This is a genomic window from Salinibacterium sp. SWN248 (genome assembly GCF_015864575.1).
Classification (GTDB): Bacteria; Actinomycetota; Actinomycetes; order Actinomycetales; family Microbacteriaceae; genus Rhodoglobus.
Genome location: NZ_JADYWW010000001.1, coordinates 1,641,452 through 1,663,235 on the forward strand (window position 1 = coordinate 1,641,452; position 21,784 = coordinate 1,663,235).

General features: G+C 59.6%; 17 protein-coding genes and 4 tRNA genes. 13 read left to right on the forward strand and 8 right to left on the reverse strand.

Translation table 11 applies throughout. From position 1 onward, the window contains the following. The first annotated feature begins 63 nt into the window (after window positions 1-63). From dut to dxs, 5 genes are all read left to right on the forward strand, one after another. Complete coding sequence (gene dut, locus I6E73_RS07835; RefSeq protein WP_197124389.1) at window positions 64-528, forward strand: dUTP diphosphatase; 465 nt, start codon at window positions 64-66, stop codon at window positions 526-528. Beyond that, window positions 525-1,133, forward strand: a complete 609-nt coding sequence (locus I6E73_RS07840) for a DUF3710 domain-containing protein (RefSeq protein WP_197105740.1) — start codon at window positions 525-527, stop codon at window positions 1,131-1,133. The genes dut and I6E73_RS07840 overlap by 4 nt, the downstream gene beginning before the upstream one ends. Further along, window positions 1,130-1,861, forward strand: coding sequence for a DUF3159 domain-containing protein (locus I6E73_RS07845; RefSeq protein ID WP_197124391.1), 732 nt, complete (start codon window positions 1,130-1,132; stop codon window positions 1,859-1,861). Before I6E73_RS07840 ends, I6E73_RS07845 begins: the two co-directional genes overlap by 4 nt. 181 nt (window positions 1,862-2,042) lie before the next feature. Beyond that, window positions 2,043-4,859 (forward strand): aconitate hydratase, encoded by a 2,817-nt coding sequence (locus I6E73_RS07850; protein ID WP_307784281.1) that lies wholly within the window; start codon window positions 2,043-2,045, stop codon window positions 4,857-4,859. 141 nt (window positions 4,860-5,000) lie between these two features. Further along, window positions 5,001-6,947 (forward strand): 1-deoxy-D-xylulose-5-phosphate synthase, encoded by a 1,947-nt coding sequence (gene dxs, locus I6E73_RS07855; protein ID WP_197124395.1) that lies wholly within the window; start codon window positions 5,001-5,003, stop codon window positions 6,945-6,947. Window positions 6,948-7,075: 128 nt separating this feature from the next. On the opposite strand, the gene I6E73_RS07860 is transcribed toward dxs, so the two are convergent. The 4 genes from I6E73_RS07860 to I6E73_RS07875 form a co-directional block, all read right to left on the reverse strand. Continuing rightward, window positions 7,076-9,199: a 3-hydroxyacyl-CoA dehydrogenase NAD-binding domain-containing protein gene (locus tag I6E73_RS07860; protein WP_197109891.1), complete on the reverse strand. Its 2,124-nt coding sequence runs from the start codon at window positions 9,197-9,199 to the stop codon at window positions 7,076-7,078. A 2-nt stretch (window positions 9,200-9,201) separates the two neighbouring features. Beyond that, window positions 9,202-10,398, reverse strand: coding sequence for a thiolase family protein (locus I6E73_RS07865; RefSeq protein ID WP_197124397.1), 1,197 nt, complete (start codon window positions 10,396-10,398; stop codon window positions 9,202-9,204). 77 nt (window positions 10,399-10,475) lie between these two features. After that, the gene (locus tag I6E73_RS07870) at window positions 10,476-11,732 is read right to left on the reverse strand and encodes an HRDC domain-containing protein (RefSeq protein WP_307784254.1); all 1,257 of its coding nucleotides are present in this window, start codon (window positions 11,730-11,732) and stop codon (window positions 10,476-10,478) included. Further along, window positions 11,725-12,321 (reverse strand): DUF3000 domain-containing protein, encoded by a 597-nt coding sequence (locus I6E73_RS07875; protein ID WP_197124401.1) that lies wholly within the window; start codon window positions 12,319-12,321, stop codon window positions 11,725-11,727. The genes I6E73_RS07870 and I6E73_RS07875 overlap by 8 nt, the downstream gene beginning before the upstream one ends. 79 nt (window positions 12,322-12,400) lie before the next feature. On the opposite strand from I6E73_RS07875, the gene I6E73_RS07880 reads away from it, so the two are divergent. Then, window positions 12,401-13,609 (forward strand): S9 family peptidase, encoded by a 1,209-nt coding sequence (locus tag I6E73_RS07880; RefSeq protein ID WP_197124403.1) that lies wholly within the window; start codon window positions 12,401-12,403, stop codon window positions 13,607-13,609. Between the two features lie 59 nt (window positions 13,610-13,668). Here the strand turns inward: I6E73_RS07880 and I6E73_RS07885 are convergent, their stop codons facing one another. Together I6E73_RS07885 and I6E73_RS07890 are read right to left on the reverse strand one after the other, a co-directional pair. Next, a complete protein-coding gene (locus I6E73_RS07885; RefSeq protein WP_197124405.1) occupies window positions 13,669-14,106 on the reverse strand; it encodes a SufE family protein in 438 nt (145 codons plus the stop codon). 9 nt (window positions 14,107-14,115) lie between these two features. After that, window positions 14,116-15,015 (reverse strand): sulfurtransferase, encoded by a 900-nt coding sequence (locus tag I6E73_RS07890; RefSeq protein WP_197124407.1) that lies wholly within the window; start codon window positions 15,013-15,015, stop codon window positions 14,116-14,118. A gap of 138 nt (window positions 15,016-15,153) precedes the next feature. On the opposite strand from I6E73_RS07890, the gene zapE reads away from it, so the two are divergent. Together zapE and I6E73_RS07900 are read left to right on the forward strand one after the other, a co-directional pair. Next, window positions 15,154-16,164, forward strand: a complete 1,011-nt coding sequence (zapE, locus tag I6E73_RS07895; RefSeq protein WP_197124417.1) for a cell division protein ZapE — start codon at window positions 15,154-15,156, stop codon at window positions 16,162-16,164. Between the two features lie 91 nt (window positions 16,165-16,255). After that, the gene (locus I6E73_RS07900; protein WP_307784255.1) at window positions 16,256-17,332 is read left to right on the forward strand and encodes an ammonium transporter; all 1,077 of its coding nucleotides are present in this window, start codon (window positions 16,256-16,258) and stop codon (window positions 17,330-17,332) included. Here the strand turns inward: I6E73_RS07900 and I6E73_RS07905 are convergent. Next, entirely contained in the window at window positions 17,255-18,085 is an 831-nt protein-coding gene (locus tag I6E73_RS07905) for an EI24 domain-containing protein (protein WP_197124421.1), read from the reverse strand. The two genes, I6E73_RS07900 and I6E73_RS07905, sit on opposite strands and share 78 nt — an antisense overlap. Before the next feature lie 82 nt (window positions 18,086-18,167). Beyond that, window positions 18,168-18,240 (reverse strand) — tRNA-Val (locus I6E73_RS07910). 115 nt (window positions 18,241-18,355) lie between these two features. Between I6E73_RS07910 and I6E73_RS07915 the strand changes: the two genes are divergently transcribed. From I6E73_RS07915 to I6E73_RS07935, 5 genes are all read left to right on the forward strand, one after another. Beyond that, window positions 18,356-18,427 (forward strand) — tRNA-Gly (locus I6E73_RS07915). Between the two features lie 40 nt (window positions 18,428-18,467). After that, a tRNA-Cys gene (locus I6E73_RS07920) sits at window positions 18,468-18,538 on the forward strand. 32 nt (window positions 18,539-18,570) lie between these two features. Then, a tRNA-Val gene (locus tag I6E73_RS07925) sits at window positions 18,571-18,642 on the forward strand. Window positions 18,643-18,772: 130 nt separating this feature from the next. After that, window positions 18,773-20,632, forward strand: coding sequence for a glycosyltransferase (locus I6E73_RS07930; protein ID WP_231600594.1), 1,860 nt, complete (start codon window positions 18,773-18,775; stop codon window positions 20,630-20,632). After that, window positions 20,625-21,779 carry a hypothetical protein gene (locus tag I6E73_RS07935; protein WP_197124423.1) on the forward strand — a complete coding sequence of 385 codons (1,155 nt, stop codon included), beginning with the start codon at window positions 20,625-20,627 and terminating at the stop codon, window positions 21,777-21,779. The genes I6E73_RS07930 and I6E73_RS07935 overlap by 8 nt, the downstream gene beginning before the upstream one ends. The last annotated feature ends 5 nt before the right edge of the window (window positions 21,780-21,784 follow it).

Genomic DNA, 21,784 nt, shown 5'->3' on the forward strand with positions numbered 1-21,784 from the left:
ATTACACACTGATTTTGCGTCGGGCGTTTCGGGCCGACTCCTTATTTGCACTAGCCTCGACTCGTGATTGACAACGTAGAGGTGCTTATTTCAGCAGGCCAAACACCTGCGTACGCGCACCCGGGGGATGCCGGTGCTGACCTGTATTCGGCGGGTAACTACACTCTCGCCCCCGGTCAGCGCGAGACTGTCGCGACGGGCGTCTCGATCGCCCTGCCCGACGGCTATGTGGCGTTCGTGGTGCCTCGCAGCGGTCTTGCTGCCCGCCATGGCATCACGGTGGTCAATAGTCCAGGAACTGTGGATGCCGGCTACCGGGGTGAAATCCGCGTTACGTTGCTCAATACTGATAGTTCATCCACATTCGAGATTGAACCGGGCGATAGAATCGCGCAATTGATCGTTATGCCCGTTTCTCGGGCCAGATTCATTCCCGTTTCTACTCTTCCCGGAAGTCATCGCGGTGAGTCGGGCTTTGGTTCGACTGGATACCGCGCAGAGTCAACACAACAAGGAGCCACTTCGTGAGCGACACCACTGAAACCGATCAGCCGCAGGATCACCCGAAGTCCGCGCCGGAGAATCGTGCGACTGATGGTCCTCTCGACGAAAGCGAAGCGAATGCGGTTCGCCCGTATGTCGATCTCGGTGGCGTGAAGATTCTTCCGCGTCAAGAGCTTCATTTGCGCCTCGAAGTCGAGGAAGCAAGCAAGCGCGTTGTCGCCGTTGGGCTCGACTACGCCGGTTCGACCCTCCAAATTCAACCTTTTGCTGCACCCCGGTCAAGCGGACTCTGGCACGAAATTCGTGAGCAGATCATCGATCAGGTCCACACGCAGGGTGGGACAACGAAGGTCTCTGATGGTCCTTTCGGTCCTGAGGTATTCGCTGAGATTCCTGTCGCGGGCAAGCCGGGCGAGAAGCGAATCGCGCGTTTCGTCGGAGTGGATGGCCCGCGCTGGTTCCTGCGGGGAGTAATCGCCGGTGAGGCGCTTACTAGTCCGGAAGCAGCAACTAAGATCGAAGATTTGTTCCGCTCGATTGTGGTCATCCGTGGCACTACGCCGATGCCTCCTCGTGACCTTATCCCGCTCCACATGCCAGCAACGGGTGAGAAAGAAACTCAGGCGTGAGTTCGGTCGACGAACCCTCGAACGCCCCTGACGATGATCAGGTTCCCGCGGATCCGACGGTTCGTGAAGCGCTAGCCGCGGCGGCCCGTCGTTCTGCCGTTGGCCACGTTGCACCAGGGGAAGCACCGACCTCTGGCGCTCTGCTGGCAGCAATGGGCGGAGTGCGGGGCTTGGTGGAGTCCATTTTGCCGGGGCTCGCTTTCTTGGTGATCTTCACGATCACTCAAGAGTTGGTCGCTTCCGTCGTGGCTCCCGTCATCGTAGCGTTGGGTTTCGTCGCGGTCCGTCTAGCGACGAGAACTCCGGTCTCGTCAGCGATGGTGGGTGTTGTCGGCGTTGCGCTCTCTGCAGGCCTTGCGCTTTTTACCGGCCGTGCTGAAGATAACTTTCTCCTCGGTTTCGTCATTAACGCCGTTTTTCTGGTCGCGATCGTGGTGAGCGTAATTGCACGACGACCCCTCGTTGGCCTTATCGCGGCGTTGCTGGTGCCAACCGCAGCTGATTGGCGAGAGGACAAGGCAAAGTTTCGCGTTGCACTCATCGCAACCGTGCTCTGGGCAGGCCTATTCTCAGTGCGATTGGGTATCGAACTTCCCCTTTATTTCGCCGAAGCAACCCAGGCCTTGGCGACCATGAAGCTTCTCCTCGGCGTTCCGCTGTACGCCGCAGTGCTGTGGGTTACATGGCTTCTCATGCGCACGGCTTACGGACGCACAGCGTCCGAGTAGTTCTTCACCATCGCCGTGGCGTCGAGGCGAGCGGATGACGATGGTGTATATTTATCTCGACGTCAAGATACTTTTGGCCTCGATCGCAGCGCGCTTGTTGCGATTCAGCCTTAGGCTTGCCTTGCTGGATGCAGCGCACGCTCCGCGCAAGGATTGAAGAACCGTAGCAAGGGAGATGACAGTGTCGACAGTCAATAGTTTTGGGTCGAAAGACACCCTCACAGTCGGGTCATCCGACTATGAAGTGTTCCGCATCGACAAGGTAGCGGGATACGAAAAGCTACCGTTTAGCCTCAAGGTTCTGCTGGAGAACCTGTTGCGTACAGAAGACGGTAAGAACGTCACGAAGTCGCAAATCGAATCCCTCGGATCGTGGGTGCCCAGTGCAGACCCCGACACCGAGATCCAGTTCACGCCTGCACGCGTTGTTATGCAGGACTTCACGGGTGTTCCGTGCATCGTCGACCTCGCTACTATGCGTGAGGCCGTCGCTGAACTCGGGGGAGACCCCACGAAGATCAACCCGCTCGCGCCGGCAGAGCTCGTGATTGACCATTCGGTCATCGCCGACCTCTTCGGTTCGGACAACGCGCTTGAGCGCAACGTCGAGCTTGAGTATGAGCGCAATGGTGAGCGCTACCAGTTCCTTCGTTGGGGCCAGAGCGCGTTCGACGACTTCAAGGTTGTTCCTCCGGGAACCGGAATCGTTCACCAGGTCAACATTGAGCACCTTGCTCGTGTCACCTACACGCGTGAAGTTGACGGCAAGACTCGGGCATTCCCCGACACCCTCGTCGGCACCGACTCGCACACCACGATGGTCAACGGCCTCGGAGTGCTCGGGTGGGGCGTCGGTGGAATCGAAGCCGAGGCAGCAATGCTTGGCCAGCCCGTTTCGATGCTCATCCCCAAGGTCGTCGGTTTCAAGCTCAACGGCACGATCCCCGCCGGCGTCACCGCGACCGACGTTGTTCTGACGATCACGCAAATGTTGCGCCAGCACGGCGTCGTTGGCAAGTTCGTTGAGTTCTACGGTGAGGGAGTCGGCGCAGTGCCGCTCGCCAACCGTGCAACTATCGGAAACATGAGCCCCGAGTTTGGTTCTACTGCCGCGATGTTCCCCATCGACGACGTGACCCTTGACTACCTGCGCCTCACCGGTCGCAGCGAAGAGCAGGTCGAACTCGTCGAAGCGTACGCAAAGCTTCAGAAGCTCTGGCACGACCCGAGCGTCGAGCCCAACTACAGCGAATACATCGAAATGGATCTCGGCACCGTCGTTCCGTCGATCGCCGGACCGAAGCGCCCTCAGGACCGCATCGAGCTCACCAAGGCCAAGAGCCAGTTCGAAATCGATCTCAACAACTACGCATCGATGGATCACTCCAAGGTCGACGCTGCGGTTGAAGGAACGTTCCCGGCATCCGATCCTGTAGGTCTCACTCCGCAGGATGAGGACTCGGCTCACGAGCGTTCGCACTCGCACTCGAGCCACGCTCCGTTGACGGTCTCGCAGCCGACTTCGGTGAAGGTCGACGGCGGAGAGTCGTTCACGATCGACCACGGTTCGGTTGCCATCGCTGCAATCACGTCGTGCACGAACACATCTAACCCTTCGGTGATGCTTGCTGCTGGCCTTTTGGCTCGCAACGCGGCAGCTAAGGGCTTGAAGTCGAAGCCGTGGGTCAAGACCACGCTGGCTCCAGGCTCCAAGGTTGTCACTGACTACTACGCCAAGTCGGGACTTGATGAGTCGCTTGAGGCCCTCGGTTTCTACACCGTCGGTTACGGCTGCACGACGTGTATCGGCAACTCCGGTCCGTTGGAAGATGAAATCTCCACCGCGATCAATGAGAACGATCTTGCGGTAACTGCAGTTCTTTCCGGTAACCGTAACTTCGAGGGTCGCATCAACCCCGACGTGAAGATGAATTACCTCGCGAGCCCGCCGCTTGTTATTGCATACGCCCTTGCCGGAACGATGAACTTCGACTTCGACAACGACGCCCTTGGCCAAGACCAGGAGGGCAACGATGTCTACTTGAAGGACATCTGGCCCGACGCCGCCGAAGTTCAGGCCACGATCGATTCGTCGATTGACCGCGAGATGTTCACCCACGAGTATGCGGGTGTCTTTGACGGCGATGAGCGCTGGCAGAACCTGCCGACGCCAACCGGTTCCACGTTTGAGTGGGACGACGAGTCGACTTACGTGCGTAAGCCCCCGTATTTCGAGGGAATGACCATGGAGATCACTCCGGTCAGCTCGATCACGGGTGCTCGCGTTCTCGCCAAGCTGGGTGACTCGGTCACGACCGACCACATTAGCCCCGCCGGTTCGATCAAGGGTGACAGCCCCGCTGGTGTCTACCTCGCGGAGCACGGCATCGACCGCAAGGACTTCAACTCGTACGGTTCGCGTCGAGGAAACCACGAAGTGATGATTCGCGGAACGTTCGCCAACATCCGTCTTCGCAACCAGCTTCTCGATGGCGTTGAGGGTGGCTACACTCGCGACTTCACCACGCCGGATGCCGAGCAGTCGTTCATCTATGACGCAGCTCAGAACTACGCAGCTCAGGAAACTCCGCTCGTCGTTCTTGGTGGCAAAGAGTACGGCTCTGGTTCGTCGCGTGACTGGGCAGCCAAGGGAACTAGCTTGCTCGGTGTCAAGGCCGTCATCTGCGAGAGCTTCGAGCGTATTCACCGCTCGAACCTCATCGGAATGGGCGTTCTGCCCTTGCAGTTCCCTGAAGGCCAGAGCTGGGAGTCATTGGGACTTGACGGTACCGAGAGCATCAGCATCTCGGGCGTCGAAGAGCTCAACGATGACCGCATCCCGAGCACCTTGCACGTTGTGGCCGAGCCGACCGCTCACTCGCCCGAGGGCAAGGTAACGATTGAGTTCGACGCGAAGCTTCGCATCGATACTCCCGGTGAAGCTGACTACTACCGCAATGGTGGCATCCTTCAGTATGTATTGCGTTCGCTGGTCTAACTAGCGGATACACGACAGGCGCGCGGCGGAGAGCATTGCTCTCGCCGCGCGCCTTTTGTGTGTGCTGCTGAGGCTGTGGGTCGCCCCAGAACCTCATGCACATTTGTTCAAAACGCGCACGAAGAAGCCTAGACTGGATGCATGAATTTACTCGAGGGAATCAACGGTCCCCGAGATCTTGACGGTCTCTCCACGGCGCAACTTACTCAACTCGCGCAAGAGATTCGTGAGTTTTTGATCGAGAACGTTTCGCGGACTGGTGGGCATCTTGGCCCCAATCTGGGCGTTGTAGAACTCACCACCGCTATTCACCGGGTGTTCGATTCCCCACGGGATGCTGTGGTATTTGATACCGGACATCAGAGTTACGTTCACAAGATTCTTACCGGTCGCAAAGACTTCGCGAAGCTTCGGTCGCAAGGCGGACTTGCGGGGTATCCGCAGCGTTCCGAATCCGAGCATGACATTGTCGAAAGCTCGCACGCGTCTAGTTCCTTGTCCTGGGCTGACGGAATCTCCCGTGCTTTCGAAATGACGGGGCAGGGCGATCGGCACGTGGTTGCCGTTGTGGGTGATGGTGCCCTCACCGGCGGCATGACGTGGGAAGCGCTCAACAACATCAGTGATGACAACAGCCGCAACCTCGTGATTGTCGTCAATGACAACGGTCGTTCCTACGCGCCAACTATTGGTGGCATGGCACACTTCCTCAACAGCGTGCGAACGCGGCGTTCCTACCGCTCGCTCCACGGCTCGAGCGAGCGATTCTTTGGTGCATTTGGTGGGCCTGGGCGCGCTCTGTATCGCGGTATCCGCGGTGGCACCCACGGCTTCCTCTCACGCTTCAGCAACAACGAAGCCCTGTACTCCAATCTCGATATTAAGTACTTGGGTCCGGTTCACGGCCACGACATCGGTGCACTCACCGAGGCACTCCAGCAGGCGAAGTCGTACGGTGCGCCGGTAATCGTTCATGCGATCACCGAGAAGGGGCGTGGCTACGAGCCTGCTCTTATGGATGTCGCTGATCAGTTCCATGCGGTGGGACAGATCGACCCGGTGACCGGCGAACCGATCGAACCCAGCGGTGCGGCATCCTGGACCTCGGTGTTTTCCGAGGAGATCGTCAAGCTTGCGGATGAGAATCCACGACTCGTCGGTATCACTGCAGCGATGTTGCGCCCTACCGGGCTTCACCGCTTTGCAGAGAAGTATCCCCAGCGGGTCCACGACGTTGGCATCGCCGAGCAGCATGCGGTTACGTCTGCCGCCGGACTCGCTTTTGGTGGGTTGCATCCTGTTGTGGCGCTCTACGCCACCTTCATGAACCGGGCGTTTGATCAAGTTTTGATGGATGTCGCACTCCATCGTGCCGGAGTAACCTTCGTGCTCGACCGAGCCGGCGTGACCGGCCCCGATGGTGCCAGTCATCACGGAATGTGGGATCTTGCGCTCTTGCAGGTCGTGCCCAACATCCGCATTGCTGCACCTCGCGACGCTGCGCGCCTCCGTGAGGAGCTGGGGGAGGCTGTGGCGGTCGATGATGCGCCAACCGTCATTCGCTTCGCTAAGGGCACTGTAGGAACCGAGTACGACGCCGTGCGGCGCACTGATGATGGCGTCGATGTGTTGCGGGAGGACAACCAGTGTGATGTTCTCATCGTTACGGTCGGTTCGATGGCAAAGACCGGGTTGCAGGTCGCTGAACTCCTTGCGGCTCAGGGCATTGGCGCCACTGTGATCGACCCGCGCTGGGTGGTTCCGGTGCCGAAGAGCGTGATTGATTTTGCTGCCGACCACCGCATCGTGATTACGATCGAGGATGGTGTGCGCGTGGGGGGAATCGGCACGCGTATCAGACAAGACATGCGGGCCAATGGCGTCGATACTGCGGTAAACGAGTTGGGATTGCCTGACAGCTTCCTCGACCACGGTAGTCGCGATTACATCCTCGACCAGGTCGGGCTGACACCTCAGCACATTGCTCGCGATGTGGTCGCTCAGGTGTTGGGGAGCAAGATCCCCGTGGCTCGTCCGCTGGCGGATCGCGACTCCGAAGAGTTCCGGTTGCCCGCAGAGCGCGGCTAGCCGCCTCGGGCCGAACGCCCGAGCAGTCTTTGTGGCATTGCGGCGAAATCCATTGTTTAACAGCCAAAGGCCCGGTTCAGAACTGATCTGAACCGGGCCTTTGACGGATGCCGTCTATCTACGAAGGGCTACTGCACTCCGCGAATCGGCGGGTTGTGGAACGTGCTGCCGAACGCTCGCTCCGATGCTCCCGCGCGGTCGAGGTACGGTGTGACGCCACCCATCTGGAACGGGTAACCCGCGCCGAGAATGAGGCAGAGGTCGATGTCCTCTGCCGCGGCAACGACGCCGTCTTCGAGCATCCGGTGAATCTCATCGGCCAGACCATCTTCGATCCGGATCTGAAGCTCCTCGGCCGTCATCGGCGTGTTTCCGCCCTTGACAATCTCGACGGCCTTCTTGGAGACGCCCTTCGACTTGCCCTTGTTGTCGCGGTCGAAAATGAATCCGAGTTCGGCGAGCTTGTGAAGGTTCTCACTCTCGAAGAACCGGTCAGGGAACGCAGCGTGGTGAGTATCAAGAACGTGAGCGCCGACCTTGAGACCAACCAACTCGAGGAGTTCGAAGGGAGTCATCGGCAGGCCGAAGGGGCGCGTCGATTCTTCAACAACTTCGAACGGCGTGCCGGTATCCACAGCGTGCATGGCCTCGCCGAGCACCTTAGCGAGAATGCGGTTCACGACGAAACCAGGGGTATCGGTCGTGATAACAGCGTTCTTACGGAGGTTCTTGGCCGTCACCATGGCTGTTGCGAGCGACTCATCGTTGGTGTGCGGGGTCTTCACGACCTCAATCAGCGGCATTACTGCCACCGGGTTGAAGAAGTGGAAGCCCACGACGCGCTCAGGGTGCTTGAGCTTGGCTCCGATTTGTTCCACCGACAGGGAGGACGTGTTCGTCGCCAAGATCGTCTCGTCAGAGATGTACTGCTCGACTTCAGCAAAGACGGCCTGCTTAGCGCCGAGTTCTTCATAGATGGCTTCAATAACCCAGTCGCAGTCAGCGAAGTCAGCCTTGTTGGTTGTGCCCGTGACGAGAGCCTTGAGACGGTTGGTGTCGTCAGACGAGAGACGACCCTTCTCATGCAACTTGTCGATTTCGGTGTGAATGGCGGCAACGCCGGCATCCGTTGCGGTCTGGTCGAGGTCAGTGATGACGACGGGGACCTGCAGTCGACGGACGAAAAGTAGTGCGAACTGACGTGCCATGAGCCCGGCGCCAATAACGCCAACCTTGGTCACCTTGCGCGCAAGCTCCTTGTCGGGAGCTCCCGCTGGGCGCTTTGCGCGCTTCTGCACGAGATTGAAGGCATAAATGCTCGCCTGGAACTGGTCGCCGGAGATCATGTCGGCGAGAGCGTTGTCCTCTGCTTCGAAACCGGTCTTCTTGTCGGTGTTCTTGGCGGCCTTGAGCAGCGCGAGAGCAGCGTAAGGAGACTTGGCAACGCGGCCGATGCGGTTAGCCAGCATCTTGTCGGCGATGCCGATAGCGACATCCCACTTCACGGTGCGTTCGATCTTGCCCGGCTCGTTCTTGCGCTTGACCTTGGTGGTGCCAGCGATGACTCCGTCGGCCCAGCGGATTGAGTCTTCGAGGAAGTTTGCCGGACCAAACATGGCATCGGCGATGCCGAGTTCGAAGGCCTCTGGGCCCTTGAGCATCCGGTTGTTCTTGAGTGGGTTTTCGATGACGACCTTGAGGGCGTTCTCGATACCGATCAGGTTGGGGAGCAACCACGCGCCACCCCAGCCAGGGATCAGTCCGAGGAAGACCTCGGGAAGCGCAAACGCAGGAACCGAGCTGTCGATCGTGCGGTAGTCAGCGTTGAGGGGAATCTCAACACCGCCACCGAGGGCAAGCCCATTGACGAATACGAACGATGGCACGCCAAGTTCGCTGAGCTTACCGAGCGCCCAGTGGCCCAACTGAGCCATCTGCTTGCCGGTCTCGCGGTCGGGGATTTCGCTTACCTTCGAGAGGTCAGCACCGGCCGCGAAAATGAAGGGCTTGCCCGTGACAGCGACACCGTGGATTTCGCCAGCGGTCGCGCGTTCCTTTTGCTCGTCGAGCACCTTCGCGAACTCAAGCAGAGTTGCCGGGCCGAGAGTGTTTGGGCGGGTGTGGTCCTTGCCGTTGTCGAGCGTGATGAGCGCGAGAGTGCGACCCGCGGAGAGCGGTACATCACGCACGAAGGAGTGAGTAATTACCTCGTCTTTTGCGAGGTCCGAAAGACGTGCGAACTGTTCGGTCATTGTTACTTTGCTCCCTTGTAGTTCGGGTTTTCCCAAATGACTGACCCACCCTGGCCGAGACCAACACACATCGCGGTGAGGCCGAACTGCACCTCGGGGTGCTGTTCAAATTGGGCAGCAAGCTGGATCATCAGGCGAACACCCGACGACGCAAGCGGGTGGCCCATCGCGATAGCGCCGCCCCACTGGTTGACACGAGGATCTTCGTCATCGATGCCAAAGTGATCAAGCAGCGACAGAACCTGAACCGCAAAAGCTTCGTTCAGCTCGAAGAGGCCGATGTCGTTGATCGTCAAGCCAGCCTTACGGAGCGCCTTCTCTGTGGACGGGATCGGGCCGATGCCCATGATCTCCGGTTCCACGCCAGCGTAGGCGAAGCTCACCATGCGCATCTTGGGCTTCAAACCAAACTCGCGTGCGGCATCCCCGCTAGCAATAATGCTGGCGGTTGCACCGTCGTTCAGCCCGGAAGCGTTGCCAGCGGTAATGCGTCCGTGTGAACGGAACGGCGTCTTGAGCGCTGCAAGGCCCTCAAGAGTGGTTTCGGGGCGCAAGCCCTCGTCGCGGGTGGCCAAGCCCCAGCCGGACTCGCTCTTGGTGGCAACCGAGATGAGGTCAGGCTGGATGTTGTTCGCGTCGTACGCGGCGGTGGCGCGCTGTTGGCTGCGCAGCGCGAACGCGTCGGAGCGTTCCTTGGTGAGCTGCGGGAAACGGTCGTGTAGCTTCTCGGCCGTGTTGCCCATGTTGAGAGCTTCAGGATCGACGAGCTTTTCTGAGAGGAAACGAGGGTTGGGGTCAACGCCCGAGCCCATGGGGTGATGACCCATGTGCTCAACGCCACCAGCGATTGCGAGATCGTAGGCGCCGAATGCGATGCCGCCAGCCACGTTTGTGACGGCCGTCATGGCGCCGGCACACATGCGGTCGATCGCATAGCCGGGAACAGACGTGGGCAGTCCAGCCAGCAAAGCAGCGCTGCGACCGATCGTGAGACCCTGATCGCCGGTCTGAGTTGTTGCTGCGATAGCGACTTCGTCGAAGCGATCCTTGGGGATCTGCGGATTCCGCTCCAGTACACCAATCATCGCCTTTACGACGAGGTCATCGGCTCTGGTATTCCAGAACATGCCCTTCTCGCCTGCACGTCCAAACGGAGTACGGACTCCATCTACGAATACAATCTCAGTTTCCTTGGCCACAATGCCTCCACTAAATCCTTGGATGTAGCACTGATCCTAGGCTGGGGAGATTAGCGGATGGAATCCTTTGACTGTTCCTACGACTTGGTGTCCGCGGAGTCCTCAGGCGTTTGGTTGGCTTCGACAAAGGCTTCGGCGATTGACTGTGCAGATACGTCAAGTTGCCAGCGGCGGGCGCCGAGCGCCGTGAGGGCGTCTGAGATGCTGTCGACCGTGATCTCCGCCGGTGGGTTCCATGCCACACGCCGCAAGTGATCGGGCGTGAGCAAGTTCTCAATGGGGATAGACATCTCTTCAGAGAACTCTGCCATGAGGGCACGAGCCGCTTTGAGGCGACGATCCGCAGCGGGGTTCTTGTCTGACCACACCCGTGGTGGCGGCAGAGTGTCGCTGGCCACTCGCGATGCTGGAATGTCAGTAGACGCTAGCCCGGCCAAAATGGCCTGCCACCAGCGATCAATCTGGGTGCGGCTCGCGCGCCCGCTGAACTCTCGGAGGCTCGACAGCTCCCGCTTCGACTCCGGCAGCAGCTTTGCGGCAGACAGAAGGGCGGAGTCTGGAACGAGGCGGCCAGGGGCAGTATCGACTTCTCGCGCGTAGGCGTCGCGGGCCAACCAGAGCTCGCGCGCAACAGCCAAGTTTTTGCCGCCGCGAATGGAATGAACTCCACTCAGTCGGCGCCATGGTTCGGCGCGCACGTGGCTCAAGTCACGAGCAAGAACTGACTCGAATTCTTGGCGGGCGATCTCGCTCTTGTCGTCGCCCTCAAGTACGCCGCCGAGCGCCTCGCGAAGATCTACGAGCAACTCAACGTCGAGCGCGGCGTACACGAGCCACGACTGGGGAAGTGGCCGCGTAGACCAGTCCGCTGACGAATGTTCCTTTGCGAGATGGATGCCCAACAAGTGTTCCACGACGGTTCCGAGTCCCACCCGCGGGAGGCCAGCGATCCGCGCCCCCAGTTCGGTATCGAACAAGCGCGTTGGGTGGAGGCCAACTTCACGCAAGCAGGTGAGGTCCTGTGTCGCTGCGTGCAGAATCCACTCTTCCTCAGCGATAACGTCGTTCAGCTCGCTAAAGTCACCAATGGCCGGCGGATCGAACAGAAAAGTACCCGCACCGCGACGGAAGATCTGGATGAGATAGGCGCGCTGCGAGTAGCGGTAGCCGCTTGCTCGTTCTGCGTCTATTCCGATAGGGCCATGGCCGGCAGCGATGGCTGCCACGGCGGCAAGATATTCGTCCCGATCGTCAATGACGTCAACGGGAACATGAGGGGCTTGGGTAGCGTGCGACTCGCCCTCGGGGGCTGCACTGTCGGTGGCGCTACTCACGCCCAGCTCTACGGGCCGACAACATAGTGACTCCTTCATTCGTGGGAGGAAGTCCGGCAAGCATGCAGACTAACTCGCTCCAGCCTTCCACATGTGCGGCGATATCGAGGTCTCGGGGGCTCCAAGACGCGCGAAGTTCGATTTGGGCACCATCCGGTTGGGACTCAAGTTCGCCAAATCCAGTGGAGAGAATACGGGTCGCGGTTCCCGATACCTGGTCGTACTGTGCGCCCCTGCTATCGAGAGCATCGACGAGCCAAGACCAGGTAACTTCACTCAGAAACTGGTCAACACCGATCTCGGGTTCGAGCGGCGCCTGAGCAAAACAGATGATCCGGAATTCGCCCTCCCACGCCTCGGGAGACGAGGGGTCATACAGAAGCACGAACCTGCCGGTGCCGAGATCGGAGTCTTCGCCGTGACGAGAGGGCGTGACATCCGCAGCTAGAGCAAAGGACCACGGGGCAATCTGCGTTGGTGCTGAAATCTCGGTAATGGCGAGCTCAGGGCGCAAAGTCGCAGCACGAAGCGACTCAACCGCTGAAGCAAATGCCGCGGGTGGTGTTGGTCCAGCTGGCGAATCGGGCACGAGTGAAGATTAGGCTTTAGGAGAACGATCGCTAGTGAGGCACGCCGCGCTAGGGCGGCTGCGAGACGGAGGTTTAGGGATGCGGGCACGGGATCGCTTGCGCATAGTCGCCGGAATCGCCGGCGGGGTTGCTATCGGGGCGGCCGCAATCGCCGCGATCGGAGTAGCGGTCGGTGCCGCGCTTTCAGTCTTTGTAGCGCGTCGTGTGGTGACGCCGCCGGGCCGAGCCGACAGTAACTTGCGAATTCTCGCTGTGGGGGAGTCCACGATCGTCTTGTCGTCGGCAGAGGAGAGCAGAGCCCCCGGTCGATTCAGCCTGTGGTTCGCCGACGAAACCGGATTCGCACGCATCGGGCCCGTGGTTTCGCAGGGCGCGCAGTGGGTTGCGCGGGAACTCATCGACGTTGAAACCGGTGTTCCGCATCCGGGAGACAACGCGCGCACGAGCGGATGGTTTTATCTGACGCCGGCTGGGCTGGGGCTTGAGTTCTCTGAGGTGCTGATTCGCACAGAGCTCGGCTTCGCGCCCGCGTGGTTGATACCCGCGGATTCGCCGAGCGCCACGTGGGCAATCCACATTCATGGTCGAGGAGTGCAGCGGCCAGAGACAGTGCGCGCGCTAGGTGAGTTTCACGATGCTGGGATCACTTCGCTGTCAATTTCGTATCGGAACGACACGGAAGCGCCCGATTCGGCAGATGGCCGGTATGGCTTAGGTTCTACCGAATATCGCGATGTTGACGCCGCGATCGCCTACGCACGCTCCGCTGGTGCCGAGCGCATTATTCTCATGGGCTGGTCAATGGGTGGAGCGACTGCGCTTCACACGCTGATCCGATCTCGCTATCGAGACATGATCATGGGGCTGGTGCTCGACTCGCCTGTCATCGCCTGGGGTCCGACGCTCGCGCTGCACGGCGACTTGAACCGCATCCCGTCGTTGATTCCTCGTGCTGCAGTAGCTGTACTGGGGAGCGACCAAGCCCAGTTTCTCGTGGGAACGGAAAACCCGCTCGACTTCGCCACGCTGAACTTCGTCGACCGCGCTCACGAGCTGGATCGCCCTATTCTGCTTATGCACAGCGAAGACGATGGCTACGTTCCCGTCGAACCCTCTCGAGCGTTGGCCGAGGCCCGACCTGACATTGTCACCTACGAGGAGTTTGACACCGCAGGTCACACGCGATTGTGGAACTATGACAGCGAACGCTGGCTATTGGCCATCCGCTCGTGGCTCGCAATCCAACGGGGTGTGGATGCTGCCGATGAAGAGTCCGACGTTGCCTAGAGCTCATGGCGAGCGCCGCTACACATTCACCGGCGGCACGCCAGAGCCAAAATCGGGGGTTACGCGACGCTCTTGAACCGGATCTGTCGCTTTGCTCGTGCCAGCATGCCCGTCATTCCGCGCAGCCGTAGTGGGCTCACAGCTTTAGCTAGACCCAGCGACTGGGGGTAGTCGTCGGAGAGTTCTAGTACCTCTTTGCTACTGAGGCCCGACAATCCTTGCGCCAAGATCGAAGCGAAGCCCCGAGTGGTCGGCGCCTCTGGTGGTGCCGTCGCGAACATGTGTACGACGTCGTTTTCAACCTCGATGAAGATGAAAACGGGGGACTGGCACTCCTCGACCCGTTCGAACAAATCGGGGTGGTCGCGGTACCGGTCTGGCAACTCCGGAAGCTCGTTCGCGAACTCCAGCAGGAGCTGCAGCCGATCCCGTAGTTCAAGCCCCAGAAAGTCGTCACGAATTTCGGCCAACTGGGATGGGATCTGCTGCTCACTCACCGCTTTAGTCTAACGGGACGGAACGTCGCCGGGTTCAGTGCCGACCGTGATCGGTACAGCAACCAAGGAGCCCCACTCGGTCCACGAACCGTCGTAGTTGCGCACGTTCTCGAAGCCCATCAGGTAGTTCAGAACGAACCAGGTGTGGCTCGAACGCTCGCCGATGCGGCAATAGGCCACTACTTGGTCGCCATTTTTGAGACCAGCGCCCTCACGATAGATCGCGTTGAGCTCATCGAGTGGACGGAAAGTTCCGTCTTCTGCAACTGCCTTTGACCACGGCACGCTCTGCGCGCTCGGGATGTGACCGGCACGCAGGGCGCCTTCTTCAGGATACGCGGGAGCGCTTGTGCGTTCGCCGCTGTACTCCTCGGGGGAGCGGACATCGATCAGTGGGTTTCCCAAGTGGGTCAGGACGTCGTCGCGGAACGCACGAATAACTGAGTCATCGCGCTCGATGATGGGGTACTCGGTGGGCGTCGGAGTGGGAACTTCGAGGGTGTATTCACGGCCATCCGCTTCCCACTTGGCGCGGCCGCCATCCATGAGGCGTACGTCTTCGTGGCCGAACAAGGTGAAGACCCAGAGAGCGTAGGCCGCCCACCAGTTGGTCTTGTCGCCATAAATCACCACAGTCGTGTCGCGCGCAATCCCGCTGCGCGACATGAGCTCGGCAAACTCTTCTCCATTGATGTAATCGCGGGTCACCGGGTCATTGAGGTCGGTGTGCCAGTCGATCTTGACGGCAGTGCGAATGTGCCCGGTTTCGTAGAGCAGTACGTCTTCGTCGGACTCGACGACAACGAGCCCTGGCTTGCCGAGTCGTTCTTCAAGCCAGTCTGCGGTGACCAATCGTTCCGGGTGTGAAAACTCGGAAAAGTGGGGGGCTGGGTCGCGTTCGATAGTCATAGCTACCTCCGATTGTTGGTGAAAAAATTGGCGCGGGCTTCAAACTAAGCTTGACGGGTCCCTTGCCCAAGAAATTACGCATTCGCCGCTGAGTTCACCGCGTTGCCGTAAGACTGCGAAAAATAACCGAGGCTGAGAATGAGCGCTACTGCGCCTACGACTCCTGAGCGTCTAGTCGATCGTATCCCGTCGTTGACCGGAGCGCAGATGCTTGCCGAACTTGTGCCTCCGCGCCAGTTCACCGGCGCGACTTTGGAGTCGTACCGCCCCGACCGGGACTACCCGTCACAGGGTGCTGCCGTAGCAGCAATGCGCCACTTTCTCACTAGTGCGCAGAAGGCCAAGCTCTTCTCTCGCAAGAAGGCGCCGGTGGCGAAGCCGGGCGTGTACCTCGATGGCGGATTTGGCGTTGGCAAGACTCATTTGTTGGCTGCGCTGTGGCACCAGACCGCTGGCCGCAAGTACTTCGGAACCTTCATCGAATACACCGCTCTCGTTGGCGCGGTCGGCTACGCGCCTGCAGTGCAACTCCTCAAGGGTGCGACTCTTGTCTGCATCGATGAGTTCGAGCTTGACGATCCCGGCGACACCCGCCTTATTTCGCGGCTGCTCTCGGAACTGGTCGCATCGGGAACAAAAATCGCGGCGACATCAAACACTCCTCCCAACGCCTTGGGAGAGGGCAGATTCGCCGCCCAAGACTTTTTGCGAGAGATCGACTCTCTCTCTGCCAAATTCGAAACGATCCGAATTGATGGTCTCGATTACCGCCGACGTGACACCGGTGCACATGCGATTGCGGTGGATGATGCGGCCGCCGCAATTTCCGCTGTGCAGGGGGTTGTAACCCTCGACTCCTTCGACGGAGTGCTCAAGCACTTGGCGGGCGTGCATCCTTCGCGTTACGTCAAACTCATCGAAGGTATCGACGCGATTGCCTTGACCGGTGTGCACGAGTTCACCAACCAGACAGATGCACTGCGATTTGTGGCTTTTGTTGATCGGCTCTACGACGCCCAGATCCCGGTCTACGCCGAGGGCACTCCGCTCGATGCGGTATTCCCTGACGACATGCTTGATGGGGGATACAGCAAGAAGTATCTCCGAGCAGTTTCCCGCCTCATCGCCCTCACCTCTAACAACGCCTAGTACGATTCGCAGTACTGGCTAGGCGCTCGGTGATCCGGGCAGTGTCCGGGGTGTCTGAGCGGGATCTAGAGGGCTGGGGAGGCTGACGTTGGTGGGAGACCTGGCGGCGGCAACTATCGGCGTGGTCGCGCTCGTCACGCTGCTGTTCTCCTTACTCGTGCTTTACTCGAGCACGCTGCCGGCTGTGAAGTGGCGGAGGCTCGTTCTGGAGTCCCTCGCTTGCGCGGTTCCAGGGGCTCTGGCCTGGGCATTGATCGTGCCCGCAATGGGGCTGAGCCTGCGTTTTGTCATGATGCCGTCGCTGGGCGCTCTCGGCGCTGTGTGTTGTCTTCTGGTGACACTCGTGTCCCGAAGCTCAGGGGCGTCACTCGTTCGAAGTATCGCGTATAGCTGTGTGTGGGCAGTCGGCGTCTATGTGCCCATCGCCGTGCGAACGTTTGAGCCCTTCGGGACGACGACGCCGTTGGGGCTGAACCCCATCGACCACGGCGGTGCGCTCGTCATGAGTGTTGCGGTTGGGGCGAGCATGCTCGCGGTGCTGGTGGTAGAACGTCACTCGCTCATCAGGGGCGCCCGAATGACGCTCCCGGCGCCAGTCGGGGTCATCGCCCTCGTCGGAGTTGTCCTGTCGTGGCTGCTGTGGCTCGTAGGGGCCGAATTTGCCCTCGACGACGTTGTAGGCCTCATCCTCACAAACGGAGCCGTGAGCGCGGTATTTGGCGTGATCGGCTGGGTAACGGTGCAGCTGATCAACCACGGAGTGGTTGGGCTGAAGTCACTCGCCGGTGGCGGTGTAAGCGGCTTGATCGCCGTTACCGCAGGTGCGCCGCTGTTCACTCCGGTATCCGCAGCAGTTGCGGGGTTGATCGCCGGTGCCGTGGCCTGTGCCTTTACCGTTCGAAAAGGATCACCCCTGGGCAATCAGCTTCGCTTTCTCGTCAATGCCCATTTGATGGGCGGGAGCATCGGAGTGGTTTCGCTCGGCGTTCTCGCGACCGGGTCGGGATTCTTATTCACCGGTCAGACCTACATCGTCGAGCAGCAGTTTTTGAGCGTTGTTGCCACAGCAAGCTATGCGTTCGTGGTGTCGTCAGTCTTCTGGTGGCTGCTCGGAAGGATCAGGAGCGTTGTTGAGGGCCCCCGGCCGCGCATCCTCTCCTCGCACTGAACGAGTCAGGAGCGTTGCCCCGGCGAGTGCTGCAGGCATCGCGACGACCGCGCCGAATGGAATAAGAAATACCAGATAGGTAGCAGCCCCGAACCCGACCGCCCGGGCGCGACTGCCGCGAAGGGCGCGGCGCCGAGCAGTGAGATGCAATCCACGAGCCTCAAAAGGGATGTTGCCCAGTTCGACGACGAGAAGCCAGCCGCCGAGCAGCGCGCCAGCGGTAGCAGCAACGATGCTGCCCACCACTGGGATAAAGCCGAGGATGAGAACGAGAATGGCCAACCCGACTGTCGGAATCAGTACGCGAACACCTTCACCGATGCCCCGGCGAAAGTCCTTCCAAAAACCCAGCGGCTGCTGTGCCGGGGGAGCGCCGTAGACCGCATCCACGTGGGCCGAAATTTTGCGGTAGAACGCATCACCCACCATCAACGTCGCGGTTGTGTAGGTGTTGACTACGAGCAGGATGCTGGCGAGCACCACCGCCAAGCCCGCGGCGAACTGAGTCGCGCCCTTTGCAAGCTCGCTCCAGTCGTTGGCGAATGGCGTAATAAATGCGGCCACCGTTTGGATGTTCGCGAACAGAGTCGCGAGCACAGCAATAGCGACCACACCAACAATTGCGGCTGGAACCATTCCCAGGACCATGAGGCGAGGCGCACTAATCCATGTCCGAAAACCTCGAAACAAAAAACTCGCACCAACGAAGAACTCGCGGATGGCCGACGGGCGTTTCGGCGAAAGCGTAGTCATGTAGCCAAGGCTACTTGGCCAAACAGAGTCGACTCTCCCGCGAGAACAGGCTTGTGAGCTGTTCAGACGGTCTAAATTTCAGTGGGCGATACCGGACTCGAACCGATGACCTCTTCCGTGTGAGGGAAGCGCGCTACCAACTGCGCCAATCGCCCGCAGAGCAATCTTCGCATATCTTGACGACACGCTCGCCGCCGAATTGGAAGTTCACGCACTCTTCGTATACAGTCATCTAGCACGCGAAAACGGGTAACCGAATAGCTTGTAAATGCGGATGTGGCGCAGTGGTAGCGCATAACCTTGCCAAGGTTAGGGTCGCGAGTTCGAATCTCGTCATCCGCTCAAGTGGGAAGTGTCAGCCTCGCTGGCACTTTCCATGTGCGGTGGAGTGGCCGAGAGGCGAGGCAGCGGCCTGCAAAGCCGTATACGCGGGTTCAAATCCCGTCTCCACCTCGTAACGAGTGTTTTACGTAACTAAATAGCATGAGCGATTGGCGCAGCGGTAGCGCGCTTCCCTGACACGGAAGAGGTCGCTGGTTCGATCCCAGTATCGCTCACAGATGAAGCCCCGGTTCGCCGGGGCTTCTGCTTTTAACTCCCTACCGCGCACGTGTGCGAAAGCCAACGGCCCACGCGAAGTCAGCGTGGCTCCCTCCCCGCGGCATGAGAGTGCGCGACGATAGGGCCATGGGGAAAATCGGGGAACCGTCGCGCCAGAGTGAAGCCTTTGTGAAGCTCCTACTCGACGAAGGACTGGCGACCCGCAGCCAGATTGCTGAAGCGCGCTCAGTCAAAGCACGCTCCGGCGTTCACATCGACCAAACTCTCGCTAGCCGTGGGCACCTCGACGACGCCACGTTGGTGGATGTGATCTCCCGCGTCTGGGGCATTGATCGTGCCACCATGTCTGACGTCGATGGTGACTTCGCTCGCCGGTGGAGCGGGCAGCTGTACATTGCCGAAAACTGGATGCCTCTCCGCGAGCTGCCAGACGGTCGCGCCCTCGTAGCGACCGCTCGGGTTCCGGACGAAGAGCGCAGCGAAAGAATCGCTGATGCGCTCGGGCGAGACGTCGTTTTTGTGGCGGCGACATCCGCCCAAATCTGGCACACCATTCTTGATGTCTTTGGGCCGCTGATTGCCGATCAGGCCGCGAATGAGTTGTGGAACCGCAATCCGGTGTTGTCGGCGAGAACTGTTGCGTCCCGCGGCCAGAAGATCGGTTTGCTCATACTGCTTATCGTCTTTGTGATCGCTCTGGTGTTCTGGCCGGTAACAACGGTGATTACCCTCATCGCTATCACCAGCCTGATATTTCTCGCAGGCACAGCCTTCAAGTTCTTTATTTCCTTGCGCGGAGCGCGGTTCGATCTCGTCGAGCGGGTGTCCGACAGTGAAGTTGAAGCGCTCAATGACGACGATCTGCCGCGCTACACAGTGCTGGTGCCAGTTTTCAAAGAAGCAAACATCGTCGCCCAGCTGGTCAGGAACCTAGGGGATATCGATTGGCCGACTAACCGGCTTGAGGTCTTTGTCTTGATCGAGGAATCGGACGATGAAACACGAGCGGCGTTCGAGGCGAGCTCTCCACCCGATCACTTTCAGATCATCACTATTCCTGCCGGGCACCCGCAGACCAAACCGCGGGCCTGCAACGTTGGTTTGTTCTTCGCAACGGGCGACTACCTAGTTATTTTCGATGCAGAAGACACGCCTGAGCCTGACCAGCTCAAAAAGGCCTATATTTCGTTCCAGCGCGGCGGCGAGAAGACGGTGTGCGTTCAGGCAGCGTTGAACTATTTCAATGCCAGCGAAAACGTGTTGACCCGGATGTTCTCGCTCGAGTATGGCTACTGGTTCGACTACATGTTGTCTGGCCTCGATTCGCTCGATTTACCTATCCCGCTTGGCGGCACTTCGAACCATTTCCGCACGGAGGCTCTCAAGAGCCTCGGGGGATGGGACCCGTACAACGTCACCGAAGACGCCGATTTGGGCATCCGTGCCAGTGCGCTCGGCTATCGCGTCGGTGTCGTGAACTCGGCAACGATGGAAGAGGCCAACAAGTCCATTCCCAACTTCATACGGCAGCGCAGTCGGTGGATCAAGGGCTACATGCAGACCACCCTCGTGCATGCGCGTCGGCCGGTGGCACTCATGCGAGAGATCGGGTTCTGGCGATTCTGTAGCTTCGTCCTGCTTATCGCCGGCACGCCAGCCACCTTCTTAGGGGTGCTGCCGTTCTACGTGCTCACGGTTCTGTCTCTTGTGCTGCCTACAGAACTTGTGGGGCAGTTCTTTCCCGTGTGGTTGCTCTGGGTGTGCTTTCTCAACTTCATCATCGGCAGCTCGATCATGGTGTATTTGTCGATGATGGGGCCCTATAAACGGGGAACATTCGCCCTTGTTCCCTGGGCGCTGCTGAATCCCTTGTATTGGATTTTGCACTCGATTGCGTCCTACAAGGCCCTCTGGCAGCTCATCACGAAACCGCACTACTGGGAGAAGACGGAGCATGGCCTGACAAGCCAGACCAATCATGAGTGAGCCGCTGACGAATACGCGGGCGCTTCGCATTGCAACCCGCCCGCCACGCACTCGCCTCGATGTCTGGCCGCGACGCACTCCTCGCCGGTGGATGCTCCGTGGCATCTTCGCGCTTCCCTACGTCATCTTTGCGCTCGTCGTTTCAGCGTTAGGAGCGACAGACTCGCCCAACGCCACCCTTGTTGCGCGAGCAACCCAGATAGATTGGCAGCGAGCAGACGCCCAATGGCTGGGAGATATTTTTCCGCCCATCAGCACCCTGCTCGCAGCTTTCGTGCCTGGTGGGGCGCTGACGCTCTCGATCATCGGAGCGCTCAGCGCCGGAGTCTTCTTGCAGAAGCTGATCGAGATCATGGTGCAGCGGCGCTTCGCACGATCCACGATCGTGATCCTGATGATGGCGCTCGCGCTCAACCCACTCTTTTTCTACAACGCGACTCAAAATTATGCAGCGTTCTTGGGGCTTATTCTCTTCGGCCTCGGGATGTCACACATCGTGAGATTTGTGGCGTGGGGTAACACCGAGTCCGGTTTTCGGGTCGGAATCTACTTCATGGTTGCAGTTCTCACCGATGTGACAGCACTCGTTTACGTCACTGCTGCGGCCCTCTCCGCGCCCATCCTTCGCCATCGTCGCGCGGGAGTAGTCGGCGCTCGACGAGCGAACGCTCTCGTCATCCTCTATCCCGCTGCGTCTGCGCTCATTTCCCTCGCCGTGCTCAACGCCCTCTTTCTCGGACGTCCATTTGCCGGGGCAACGCAATCGGCGTTTATCGGATTCGGCGATCGACTCGTTATCGTGGGCCAGTTCTTCAGCACTGTTGAAGGCTTCTTCGTGATCGCACCACTTGTCAGTGCGTGGCTGGTTGCGCTCATCGTTCGCAGGCCGGGCGCGATCATTATTTCGAGCCTTGTCTTTGCGGCGTTTATCGTCGGGTTCGCCCTCGGGCTCTTGCCTGACGGCTCGACCGGAAATATTTTCATGGCGATGACACTTCTTGCTATCGCCCTCATCCCTACGGCTCGCAGCGCCCGGGGAACGCTAATGATCTCGCTCGTGGGGGTGCTGCAACTCCTGATTGGGTGGGCCAACGCGCTCACCAGTACGGCACTTGCTCTGTGGGCGAGCCAGATCTTTGGTGGCTAGCGCAT